This is a genomic window from Pseudomonas sp. MD330_10 (assembly GCF_042610415.1).
Classification (GTDB): Bacteria; Pseudomonadota; Gammaproteobacteria; order Pseudomonadales; family Pseudomonadaceae; genus Aquipseudomonas; species Aquipseudomonas rhodesiae.
Genome location: NZ_JBHGZU010000021.1, coordinates 75,963 through 87,099, shown reverse-complemented (window position 1 = coordinate 87,099; position 11,137 = coordinate 75,963). Strand labels below are relative to the sequence as shown.

The 11,137-nt window shown below is 62.4% G+C and carries 9 protein-coding genes; 3 read left to right on the top strand and 6 right to left on the bottom strand.

The genetic code is table 11. From position 1 onward, the window contains the following. Window positions 1-106 precede the first annotated feature (106 nt). Entirely contained in the window at window positions 107-259 is a 153-nt protein-coding gene (locus ACFZPT_RS23680) for a DUF3309 family protein (protein WP_003192767.1), read from the bottom strand. A gap of 329 nt (window positions 260-588) precedes the next feature. Here ACFZPT_RS23680 and ACFZPT_RS23675 point away from each other — a divergent pair, with 329 nt between their 5' ends. Further along, on the top strand, window positions 589-1,404 hold the full coding sequence (locus ACFZPT_RS23675) for an SDR family oxidoreductase (RefSeq protein ID WP_034099322.1): 816 nt from the start codon (window positions 589-591) through the stop codon (window positions 1,402-1,404). A 318-nt stretch (window positions 1,405-1,722) separates the two neighbouring features. Continuing rightward, entirely contained in the window at window positions 1,723-1,926 is a 204-nt protein-coding gene (gene csrA / locus ACFZPT_RS23670) for a carbon storage regulator CsrA (RefSeq protein WP_034099321.1), read from the top strand. Between the two features lie 10 nt (window positions 1,927-1,936). Here csrA and ACFZPT_RS23665 read toward each other — a convergent pair whose 3' ends face one another. From ACFZPT_RS23665 to mnmC, 5 genes are all read right to left on the bottom strand, one after another. Continuing rightward, entirely contained in the window at window positions 1,937-2,164 is a 228-nt protein-coding gene (locus ACFZPT_RS23665) for a YheU family protein (RefSeq protein ID WP_003192759.1), read from the bottom strand. Window positions 2,165-2,223: 59 nt separating this feature from the next. Then, the gene (locus ACFZPT_RS23660) at window positions 2,224-3,408 is read right to left on the bottom strand and encodes an osmoprotectant NAGGN system M42 family peptidase (protein ID WP_034099320.1); all 1,185 of its coding nucleotides are present in this window, start codon (window positions 3,406-3,408) and stop codon (window positions 2,224-2,226) included. Window positions 3,409-3,511: 103 nt separating this feature from the next. Further along, window positions 3,512-5,260: an N-acetylglutaminylglutamine synthetase gene (gene ngg, locus ACFZPT_RS23655; RefSeq protein WP_034114636.1), complete on the bottom strand. Its 1,749-nt coding sequence runs from the start codon at window positions 5,258-5,260 to the stop codon at window positions 3,512-3,514. Between the two features lie 3 nt (window positions 5,261-5,263). Beyond that, the gene (locus ACFZPT_RS23650) at window positions 5,264-7,036 is read right to left on the bottom strand and encodes an N-acetylglutaminylglutamine amidotransferase (RefSeq protein ID WP_034114634.1); all 1,773 of its coding nucleotides are present in this window, start codon (window positions 7,034-7,036) and stop codon (window positions 5,264-5,266) included. Window positions 7,037-7,224: 188 nt separating this feature from the next. After that, window positions 7,225-9,213 carry a bifunctional tRNA (5-methylaminomethyl-2-thiouridine)(34)-methyltransferase MnmD/FAD-dependent 5-carboxymethylaminomethyl-2-thiouridine(34) oxidoreductase MnmC gene (mnmC, locus tag ACFZPT_RS23645; protein WP_034114633.1) on the bottom strand — a complete coding sequence of 663 codons (1,989 nt, stop codon included), beginning with the start codon at window positions 9,211-9,213 and terminating at the stop codon, window positions 7,225-7,227. 152 nt (window positions 9,214-9,365) lie between these two features. Here mnmC and pap point away from each other — a divergent pair, with 152 nt between their 5' ends. After that, window positions 9,366-10,880 (top strand): polyphosphate:AMP phosphotransferase, encoded by a 1,515-nt coding sequence (gene pap, locus ACFZPT_RS23640; RefSeq protein ID WP_379555786.1) that lies wholly within the window; start codon window positions 9,366-9,368, stop codon window positions 10,878-10,880. The last annotated feature ends 257 nt before the right edge of the window (window positions 10,881-11,137 follow it).

Sequence of the window (11,137 nt, the reverse complement as noted above, 5' to 3'; positions counted from 1 at the left end):
ATGCCAGTATAGGCATCGGATTTTGATTTCTTGCGGCCAAAGGTCAAGCGAGAAGGCTTAACTGACTGGCATTACCCTCTTGAGGGCCTCTTTTTTTACCGCGGTTTTATATTTTGCCGAGCAACAACAGCACCAGCAGTACGACCAGTACCACGCCGAGAATACCCGACGGGCCATAACCCCAGTTACGCGAGTGCGGGAACACCGGAAGACCGCCGACTAGCAACAGAATCAGGATGATGATGAGAATGAGGCTCATGGTTTTATTTCCTTATAGGCCTTATGCAAGGACAGGTTATTTAACGGTAGGACCGTACTCTTAGTTACGGGCGCCTTAACAACTCCGACTGTAGTGCTTCACAGAAAATTCCCTGTTTTTTTAAAGCATTTCGATAACCTGGTTATTTCTTTTAAATACGTGGCTAAAACCCTGCTTAGTTGAAAAAGATTGAACTTAGAGAGAGCTGAGGCATCTGACCCGGCCGCGGGTTTGCCTGGGGCATTCATCACTCTGATGGTGCGTGGGGCGCGTGGAAACCTTCGCTACACTGCCGATCACTTCTACTGTGAACCACAAGGCTACTTCTTATGCAAAATCGCATGATGATCACTGGTGCCGGCTCCGGCCTGGGTCGCGAAATCGCGCTGCGCTGGGCACGCGAGGGCTGGCAGTTGGCCTTGTCGGATGTCAGCGAGCCCGGCCTGCAGGAAACCCTCAAGCAGGTACGCGAAGCCGGCGGCGATGGTTTCGTGCAGCGTTGCGATGTGCGCGACTACAGCCAGCTCACCGCGTTCGCCCAGGCTTGCGAGGTCAAGCTGGGAGGCATCGATGTGATCGTCAACAACGCCGGGGTGGCTTCCGGTGGGTTCTTCGCCGAGTTGTCGCTGGAAGACTGGGACTGGCAGATCGCAATCAACCTGATGGGGGTGGTCAAGGGTTGCAAGGCGTTCCTGCCGCTGTTGGAGAAGAGCAAGGGGCGCATCATCAACATCGCTTCCATGGCGGCACTGATGCAGGGCCCGGCCATGAGCAACTACAACGTGGCCAAGGCCGGTGTGGTGGCGCTGTCCGAGAGTCTGCTGGTGGAACTCAAGCAGCAGGAGGTCGGTGTGCATGTGGTCTGCCCATCGTTCTTCCAGACCAACCTGTTGGACTCGTTCCGAGGCCCGACGCCGGCCATGAAAGCGCAGGTCGGTAAGTTGCTGGAGAGTTCGCCGATTTCGGCGGCGGATATTGCCGATTACATCTACCAGCGTGTGGCTGAGGGAGAATTCATGATTCTGCCCCACGAGCAAGGGCGGATGGCGTGGGCGTTGAAGCAGAAGAATCCGCAGCTGCTCTACGATGAGATGACCAGTATGGCCGACAAAATGCGCGCCAAAGCACAGGCGACCAAAAGCTGAACTCACCACAAGAACCTCAATTCTCAGGGTAAGTTTTCACCGAAGATGTGCAGCTACCTGTAGCCATAGCGGGGGCAAGCCCCCTCCCACCTTTTGAACTGTGAACACGTCCAACTGTGGGAGGGGGCTTGCCCCCGATGGGTTATGCGTCAGCGTTTGGATTTATGAAAGCGGGGAAAACCCTCTGCATCTTTCACTTAGTCTGTCAGCTAAATTACCAGTTGATGTAGGTCCTGCCTGTTTTAGTGGCAGGGCATTGATGCTTCTACATCGGGCGAGCATGGTCGGGGTCCTGTCATTCTAAAAAGGACAACCGCCATGCTGGTTTTAAGCCGCGCTGTAGGCGAAAGCATTGCCATCGGCGATGAAATCGCCCTGCACATCGTCGAATTGAACGGTAACCAAGTGAAGTTCGGCATCCACGCACCGGCCGGGGTGAATGTTCATCGCGCCGAGGTGCATCAGAAAATCCGCAAACGCCAAGCTGCCGCCACACACCCGGCGGCAGTCCCCAACCCCTGAATAACCTCCGTCAATCGAACAGATGCTTGGGCACGTCGTGCTTGAGCATCAGTTGGCACTGTTCGCTCTCAGGGTCGAACACGATCAGGGCCTGGCCCTTGGTCAGCGCCTGGCGCACACGCAGTACACGGGTTTCCAGGGGCGTGTCGTCACCGTTGTCGGTGCCATCGCGGGTGACGAAGTCTTCGATAAGGCGCGTCAGGGTATCGACTTCAAGTGCATCGTAGGGAATCAGCATACAAGCCTCAGGTGTTGGATCCCGGCGATCCTACTGCGCCGGGACCCCAGTTGCCAGTGTCAGGACTTTTGCCCCACCAGGCTGTCCACCGACGGCACTCGCGTGTCGCTCTCCATTTGCGTTTCGTGCTCGATCTGATGACTGAAGCGGTCCAGTGAGCCCTGGGCCGGTTGCGCATCGCTGGCGAATACCGGCGGGCTGAGGATATACGCACCCAGCAGGCGACTCAGGGCGGCAAGGCTGTCGATATGGGTGCGTTCGTAGCCGTGGGTGGCATCGCAGCCGAATGCCAGCAACGCGGTGCGGATATCGTGGCCGGCGGTCACTGCCGAATGGGCATCGCTGAAGTAATAGCGGAACAGGTCGCGGCGCACCGGCAGTTCGTTATCCGCCGCCAGACGCAGCAGGTGCCGGGACAGGTGGTAGTCGTAGGGCCCGCCGGAATCCTGCATGGCCACGCTCACCGCATGTTCGCTGGAGTGCTGACCGGGGGCGACCGGCGCGATGTCGATACCCACGAATTCACTCACATCCCACGGCAGCGCCGCCGCCGCACCACTGCCGGTTTCCTCAGTGATGGTGAACAGCGGGTGACAGTCGATCAGCAACGGTTCGCCGCTATCGACAATCGCCTTGAGGGCGGCGAGGAGGGCGGCGACGCCGGCTTTGTCATCCAAATGACGGGCGCTGATATGTCCGCTCTCGGTGAACTCGGGCAACGGGTCGAATGCCACGTAGTCACCTACGCTGATGCCCAGTGAATCGCAGTCGGCACGGGTCGCACAGTAGGCGTCCAGGCGCAGTTCGACGTGGTCCCAGCTCACTGGCATCTCATCCACGGCGGTATTGAATGCGTGCCCGGAGGCCATCAGGGGCAACACGCTGCCGCGGATCACGCCGTTGTCGGTGAACAGGCTGACGCGGCTGCCTTCGGCAAAGCGGCTCGACCAGCAGCCCACCGGCGCCAGGGTCAGGCGGCCGTTGTCCTTGATCGCGCGCACGGCGGCGCCGATGGTGTCCAAGTGCGCCGACACTGCGCGGTCCGGGCTGTTTTTCTGACCTTTGAGGGTGGCGCGAATGGTGCCGCGCCGGGTCATTTCAAACGGAATGCCCAGTTCTTCCAGACGCTCGGCCACATACCGCACGATGGTGTCGGTAAAACCGGTAGGGCTGGGAATGGCGAGCATTTCCAGCAGGACTTTTTGCAGGTAGTTGAGATCCGGTTCGGGAATGGTTCGGGTCATAAGAACTCCTGATGATTTAACACGGTGGTGGAGTGGGCTGACTTGCCCGACACGCCTGCTCAACCGAGCAGGCCGTCACCACAGAAAGCCAGTGCGCCAGCGGCTATAGAGCGCTGGGCTGGCTATGGGGAAATAACAGATCCACGAATTTTTCCGCCGTTGGCTGCGGCTCGTGGTTGGCCAAGCCGGCCCGTTCGTTGGCTTCGATAAACACGTACTCGGGTTGATCGGCGGCGTGCACCATCAGGTCCAGGCCGACCATGGGGATGTCCAGGGCCCGGGCGGCGCGCACGGCGGCGTCCACCAGCGTGGGGTGCAGGATCGCGGTGACGTCCTCCAGGCAACCGCCGGTGTGCAGGTTGGCGGTGCGACGCACAGCCAGGGTTTTGCCGCGTGGCAGGATGCTGCTGTAGTCATAGCCGGCGGCGGCGAGGGTACGCTCGGTTTCGGCGTCCAATGGGATCTTGCTTTCGCCGTCGGTGGCGGCCTGGCGGCGTCGGCTCTGGGCTTCGATCAGCGCGCCGATGGAATGCTGACCATCGCCGGTGACTTCAGCAGGGCGCCGGATCGCGGCGGCGACCACTTCGAAGCCGATCACCAGAATGCGCAGGTCCAAGCCCTCGTGGAAGCTCTCCAACAGCACACGACTGTCGAACTGCCGCGCCGCCTCGATGGCCTGCTGCACCTCTTCGATGGTTTGCAGATCCACGGCCACGCCCTGGCCTTGCTCGCCGTCGAGGGGCTTGACCACGACGCGCTGATGTTCGTCGAGAAATTCCAGATTGTCGTCGGCGCTGCCCGCCAACTGCTGGGACGGCACATTCAACCCGGCCGCCTTGAAGGCTTTGTGGGTCAGACTCTTGTCCTGGCACAGGGTCATGCTGATGGCGCTGGTCAGGTCGCTCAGCGACTCGCGGCAGCGCACGCGGCGCCCGCCGTGGCTGAGGGTGAAGAGGCCCGCGTCGGCATCGTCCACCTGCACATCGATGCCGCGGCGATGGGCCTCTTCGACGATGATCCGCGCATAGGGGTTGAACTCCGCTTGCGGACCGGGGCCGAGAAACAGCGGCTGGTTGATGCCGTTCTTGCGCTTGATCGCAAACGTGGTCAGCGCGCGAAAACCCAGCTTGGCGTAGAGGTTCTTGGCCTGGCGGTTATCGTGCAGCACCGACAGGTCAAGGTAGCTCAGGCCACGGCTCATAAAGTGTTCGACCAAGTGGCGCACCAGCACTTCGCCCACGCCGGGGCGGGTGCACTGCGGGTCGACCGCCAGGCACCAGAGGCTGCAACCGTTTTCAGGGTCGTGGAAGGCTTTTTGATGATTCAGGCCCATCACACTGCCGATCACCGCGCCGCTGTCTTCATCTTCAGCCAGCCAGTAGACCGGGCCGCCCTGATGACGCGGGGTGAGGCGTTCAGCGTCCACCGGCAACATGCCGCGGCCTTGATACAAACGGTTGACCGCCTGCCAATCGGCCTCGCTCTGTACGCGACGAATACGAAACCCGCGAAACACACGAGTGGCCGGGCGGTAATCGCTGAACCACAGACGCAAGGTGTCGGACGGGTCGAGGAATAATTGCTGCGGGTCGATCCCCAGAATCTGCTGGGGCGCGGCCACATACAGCGCGATATCGCGCTCGCCCGGCTGCTCCTTGAGCAGTTCCTGGGCCAGGCTGGACGGGTCTGGGAAGGTGTGACCGATCAATAAGCGGCCCCAGCCGCAGTGCACGGCAATCGGCTCGGCGGCCAGGGGGCTGCCATCTTCGGCCAGACGGGCTTGCAGGCGCTCATAGGTCGGCGTCTGGCCCTTCAGCAAACGTTGGCTGTAAGCCGCGGCGTGAGGTTTCATCAATCAGATTCCTTGTTCGCTGAGCCACAGGTTCAGCGCCGCCAGTTGCCACAGTTTGGAGCCGCGCAGCGGGGTCAATTGGCCTTGAGGGTCGGTCAGCAGACGATCGAGCATGGCCGGGTTGAACAGGCCGCGGTCTTGACTCGGGTCCAGCAGCAGTTCGCGGACCCAATTCAAGGTGTCGCCCTGCAAGTGCTTGAGGCCGGGCACGGGGAAGTAGCCCTTCTTGCGGTCGATGACTTCGCTGGGGATCACTCGGCGCGCGGCTTCTTTCAGCACTTGCTTGCCGCCATCGGGCAGTTTGAACTTACCTGGCACACGGGCCGAGAGTTCCACCAGGCGGTAGTCGAGGAAGGGCGTGCGCGCTTCCAGGCCCCAGGCCATGGTCATGTTGTCGACGCGTTTGACTGGGTCGTCCACCAGCATCACCGTGCTGTCCAGGCGCAGGGCCTTGTCCACTGCGGCATCGGCGCCCGGCATCGCAAAATGCTCGCGCACAAAATCGCCGGCAGCGTCGTTGGCGGTCAGCCACTTGGGCGCGACGGTGGCCGCATAGTCGTCGTAGCTGCGGTCGAAAAAAGCTTCGCGATAGGCTGCGTACGGATCGCTGGCGCCATCGACCTGCGGATACCAGTGGTAACCGGCGAACAATTCGTCGGCGCCCTGGCCGCTCTGCACCACCTTGCAGTGCTTGGCAACTTCTCGCGACAGCAGGTAGAACGCGATGCAGTCGTGGCTGACCATCGGCTCGCTCATGGCGCGGAACGCCGCAGGCAATTGCTCAATGATTTCGCTTTCGGCAATGCGCAATTGGTGATGGCGCGTGCCGTAATGCTTGGCGATCAGGTCCGAATACTGGAACTCGTCGCCGCGCTCGCCGCCGGCATCTTCAAAACCGATGGAAAATGTCGACAGGTCCTGCACGCCGACTTCACGCAACAGCCCCACGAGCATGCTCGAATCCACACCACCGGACAGCAGCACGCCCACATCCACCGCGGCACGTTGGCGGATCGCCACGGCTTCGCGGGTGCTGTCGAGCACACGGTCGGTCCAGTCTTGCAGGGTCAGGTGTTGCTCATCGTCATGGGGACCGTAGGGCAGGGTCCACCAGGTTTTCTGCTCGATGTTGCCCTGGGCGTCGATGCGCATCCAACTGGCCGGAGGCAGCTTCTCGATGCCCGCCAGCAAGGTGCGCGGCGCTGGTACCACCGCGTGGAAATTCAGGTAGTGATTGAGCGCCACCGGATCGAGGATTGGGTTGATATCGCCGCCCTTGAGCAGCGCCGGCAATGCCGAGGCAAAGCGCAGGCGCTGGCCGGTGCGCGACAGGTACAACGGCTTCACGCCAAGGCGGTCGCGGGCGATAAACAGCCGCTGCGCGTCGCGCTCCCAGATGGCGAAGGCAAACATGCCATTGAGCTTTGGCAGCAGGGCTTCGCCCCAGGCGTGATAGCCCTTGAGCAGCACTTCGGTGTCGCCGCCGGAATAGAACGCGTAGCCGAGGGCTTCAAGTTCCTCGCGCAGCTCCGGAAAGTTATAGATCGCGCCGTTGAATGCCAGGGACAGCCCGAGTTGAGCGTCGACCATCGGCTGGGCGGAGCCATCCGACAGGTCCATGATTTTCAGGCGGCGATGGCCCAGGGCAATCGGCCCTTGGGCATGGAAGCCCCACGCGTCAGGGCCGCGTGGCGCCAAATGATGGGTGATGCGCTCAACCGCAGCCAGGTCGGCAGGTTGGGCATCGAAACGTAACTCACCAGCTAATCCGCACATAAATTCCTTACCGGTTTTTCCGTTGGGGAGGGATAGAAGTACCGCGCGCCAAAACGGCGGGTACCCAGAGACTGACCCGAGCAGATTGTGGGAGTTTTAGAACAATACGTTATAAGGCAATGGGCCTTGTCGGCCCACGCGGCCTTGATTGGCCGCGCGGTGGGGGTGGCAGCTCAGGGTGGCTGGGGTTATGACGCGCCGCTGCCGCGAATCAGCGTGCGCAAGGCGAAACGGTTCGGATGGCAGGCTTCGGCCACGCTGCGCGGCAGTGGCAACGGTTCGTTATCCAGCCAGGCCGCCAGCAGTTCCGCGCACAGCGGCGCCGTGACCAAACCGCGCGAGCCATGGCCGCTGTTGATGTACAGACCGTCGAGCCACGGGCAGGCAGTGGCGGGGATCTGGCGTGCATCCTTGCGCAGGGCGGCGTAGGCCTGGTCGAACGCGTCGCGCTCGGCCAGTGGCCCGACGATCGGCAGGTAGTCGGGGCTGGTGCAACGGAACGCGGCGCGGCCTTGCAGCTGTTCGACGGGCAGTTGGTCGGCGTGCAGGCGCTGCGTGAGGTCTTCGGAGATCTCCCGCAGCATGTCCAGGTTGCCCAGGTGTTCGGCCTGCGTCGGCGCCAGGTCGTCGCTCTTGAAATCGAAGCTGGCTCCCAGGGTGTGCTCGCCCAAACGCGGTGGAGCCACGTAGCCCTCGGCGCAGACCACGGTGGCCAGGGCTTGGCTGGCGACGGTCTGCGGCAAGCGGGTGATTTGCCCGCGAATGCGTTTGAGCGGCAGTTCGGCGCTGGCCGGGAAACGCTTGATTTCGGCGGCGCCGGCCAGCACCACCACGCTGGCGCTGGCCAATACGGTGTCGCCGTCGAGGGCCTGCCACTGGCCTTGGACCTGTTGCAGCGCCAGCACGTCACGGTGTTGTAACACCTCGATCAACGGGTGCCGCGCCTGCCATTCGCACAGCGCCGGCGGGTGGACCCAGCCGCCTTCGGGGAAAAACAACCCACCGTGTTCCAATGCCACCCCGGCCCGGGCCTGGGCCTGGGCCGGGTCCAATACATGCAGCAACGTCGGGCTGAACGCCGCTGCCAGTTGGGCCTGGCGTTCGGCTTCCTTGGCGTTGAAGGCCAGTTGCAGTACGCCGCAGCCGTCCCAGTCGACGCTACGGTGCAGGTGTTCGAGCAGGCGCCGGGTGTGGCCGAACCCGCTGAGGATCAACTGCGACAACGCGGTGCCGTGGGCCGATAACTTGAGGTACAGCACACCCTGGGGATTGCCCGAGGCTTCCTCGGCCAGGCCCGCGTGGCGCTCCAGCAATTGCACGCGCCAACCGCGCGCGGCGAGGCTGGCGGCGGTGGTGCAACCGGCCAGGCCGCCGCCGATCACCAACGCGCTGCGTTCGCCGTGGACCGGCGCGGGGCGCGCGAACCAGGGTTTGATCGGTGCTGGCGCCGCTGTGTCGGCCGGCCAGCCGAGAAACTCGCCGCGCAGGATCTCCCATTTATGCCCGATACCTGGCGTGCGTTTCATCTTGAACCCGGCGGCATTGATCAAGCGTCGCACCCAGCCGGTGCTGGTGAAGGTGCTGATGGTCGAGCCAGGGGCCGCCAGCCGCGCCAGTTCGGCGAACAGCTCGGCGGTCCACATGTCGGGGTTCTTGGCCGGGGCGAACCCGTCGAGAAACCACGCGTCGACCTGGGCGTCCAGTTGCGGCAATTGCTCCATGGCATCGCCGATCAGCAGGGTCAAGGTCACGCGGCCGCTGTCCAGCAGCAGTCGTTGAAAACCGGGATGGATGGCGTGGTACTGCGCCAGCAAACGCGCGGCGAACGGTTGCAGCTGCGGCCAGAGGGCAAGGGCGCGTTGCAGGTCGGCGTGGGTGAGGGGGTATTTTTCCACGCTGATAAAGTGCATGCGCGCGTCGGCGCAGGCGTGCTGCTCGAACAACTGCCAGGTGCAGAGAAAATTCAAGCCGGTGCCGAAGCCGGTTTCACCGATGACCAGGCGCTCCCCCGGTTTGAGGGCGGCGAAGCGTTCGCGCAGGCGGTTCTGTTCCAGAAACACGTAGCGGGTTTCTTCCAGGCCCGATTGGTCGGAGAAATATACGTCGTCGAACACCCGCGAATGCGGGCGACCTTCTGCGTCCCAGTCGAGCTGGGCATTGGGCGATACGGAGGTCATGGGCGGCTCATAACTAAGCAGGCGAAAGCAAGGCGGCCATTCTAGCCGATCAACCCCATTTGAATTGACCCACGGCAAGGGCGCGTTGAATTTCCTTCCGCACGGCGTTGCCCAATCCGCTAGTCTTGCTCACTTCTGGAACGGAGCCGCCCATGTTCGAATCTGCCGAAATCGGTCGCGCCATCGACAAAGCCACCTACGACGCCGAAGTCCCGGCCCTGCGCGAAGCCTTGCTGGAGGTGCAGTACGAACTGCACCAGCAAAAACGCTTCCCGGTAATCGTGCTGATCAACGGCATAGAAGGGGCGGGCAAGGGTGAAACGGTCAAGTTGCTCAACGAGTGGATGGACCCGCGCCTGATCGAGGTGCGCACCTTCGATCAGCAGACCGACGAAGAATTGGCGCGCCCACCGGCCTGGCGCTACTGGCGCCAACTGCCTGCCAAGGGCCGCATGGGGGTGTTTTTCGGCAACTGGTACAGCCAGATGCTGCAAGGCCGCGTACACGGCCAGATCAAGAATGCCCGGCTCGACCAGGCCATCGCCGGCGCCGAACGTTTGGAAAAAATGCTCTGCGACGAAGGCGCGCTGATCTTCAAGTTCTGGTTCCACCTTTCCAAGAAGCAAATGAAGGCGCGGCTCAAGGCCCTGGCCGACGACCCGCTGCACAGCTGGCGCATCAGCCCGCTGGACTGGCAACAGTCCCAAACCTACGACAAGTTCGTGCATTTCGGTGAGCGCGTGCTGCGCCGCACCAGCCGCGACTATGCGCCCTGGCATGTGATCGAAGGGGTCGACCCGTATTACCGTGGCCTGACCGTGGGCAAGATCCTCCTCGAAGGCTTGCAAAACGCTCTGAAAATGGCCAAGGCCAGGAGCAGCGGCATGAACCCCGCGCCGCTGGTGGCCTCGGTGGACCGCAAGAGCCTGCTCGACAGCCTCGACATGACATTGCGCCTGGACAAAGACGATTACGAAGAACAGCTGATCACCGAGCAGGCGCGCCTCTCTGGTTTGATGCGCGACAAACGCATGCGCAAGCACGCGCTGGTCACGGTGTTCGAAGGCAACGATGCGGCGGGCAAGGGCGGCGCCATCCGTCGCGTGGCGGCGGCGCTGGACCCGCGCCAGTACCACATCGTGCCGATTGCCGCGCCGAGCGAAGACGAACGAGCCCAGCCGTACCTGTGGCGCTTCTGGCAGAAAATCCCGGCGCGCGGCATGTTCACCGTGTTCGACCGCTCATGGTACGGCCGCGTGCTGGTGGAGCGTATCGAAGGCTTCTGCACCTCGGCGGACTGGATGCGCGCCTATGGCGAGATCAACGATTTCGAAGAGCAACTGCGCGATGCCGGGGTGATCGTGGTCAAGTTCTGGCTGGCCATCGACAAGGACACCCAACTGGAGCGCTTCCAGGCGCGTGAGTCGATCCCATTCAAACGCTTCAAAATCACCGAAGACGACTGGCGCAACCGCGACAAGTGGGACGACTACCGCACCGCCGTGGGCGATATGGTCGACCGCACCAGCACCGAAGTGTCGGCGTGGACATTGGTGGAGGCCAATGACAAGCGCTGGGCGCGGGTCAAGGTGCTGCGCACCATCAACCGCGCGTTGGAGGAAGCGTTCGCCCAGTCCGAAAAGCACGATAAAAAGACCAAAAAATAATCCCCTTGTATGACAGACCGGACTGTCGTGGTGAAGGGACCTGTCGTGGTGAGGGGCCCTGTATGGTGAGGGGCTTGCTGTGGAGAAGGGGGCTGTTGTTGTGAGGAGCCAGTTATGGTGAGCAGGTTTTTTGTGGTGAGCAGGCTTGCCCTGCGCTGGGCTGCGCAGCGGCCCCAATCCTTGGAATACGGTGTCAGCTGATCCTCCGAGGTGCCTGGTTTTGGGGCTGCTTCGCAGCCCAGCGCGGGCGGTGCGAC

What these genes read in the sequence shown, in the direction of transcription:
- csrA (WP_034099321.1), top strand. Translation starts at nt 1,723, where the DNA reads ATGCTGGTTTTAAGCCGCGCTGTAGGCGAAAGCATTGCCATCGGCGAT.
- pap (WP_379555786.1), top strand. Translation starts at nt 9,366, where the DNA reads ATGTTCGAATCTGCCGAAATCGGTCGCGCCATCGACAAAGCCACCTAC.
- ngg (WP_034114636.1), bottom strand. Translation starts at nt 5,260, where the DNA reads ATGAAACCTCACGCCGCGGCTTACAGCCAACGTTTGCTGAAGGGCCAG.
- ACFZPT_RS23660 (WP_034099320.1), bottom strand. Translation starts at nt 3,408, where the DNA reads ATGACCCGAACCATTCCCGAACCGGATCTCAACTACCTGCAAAAAGTC.
- ACFZPT_RS23650 (WP_034114634.1), bottom strand. Translation starts at nt 7,036, where the DNA reads ATGTGCGGATTAGCTGGTGAGTTACGTTTCGATGCCCAACCTGCCGAC.
- ACFZPT_RS23680 (WP_003192767.1), bottom strand. Translation starts at nt 259, where the DNA reads ATGAGCCTCATTCTCATCATCATCCTGATTCTGTTGCTAGTCGGCGGT.
- mnmC (WP_034114633.1), bottom strand. Translation starts at nt 9,213, where the DNA reads ATGACCTCCGTATCGCCCAATGCCCAGCTCGACTGGGACGCAGAAGGT.
- ACFZPT_RS23665 (WP_003192759.1), bottom strand. Translation starts at nt 2,164, where the DNA reads ATGCTGATTCCCTACGATGCACTTGAAGTCGATACCCTGACGCGCCTT.
- ACFZPT_RS23675 (WP_034099322.1), top strand. Translation starts at nt 589, where the DNA reads ATGCAAAATCGCATGATGATCACTGGTGCCGGCTCCGGCCTGGGTCGC.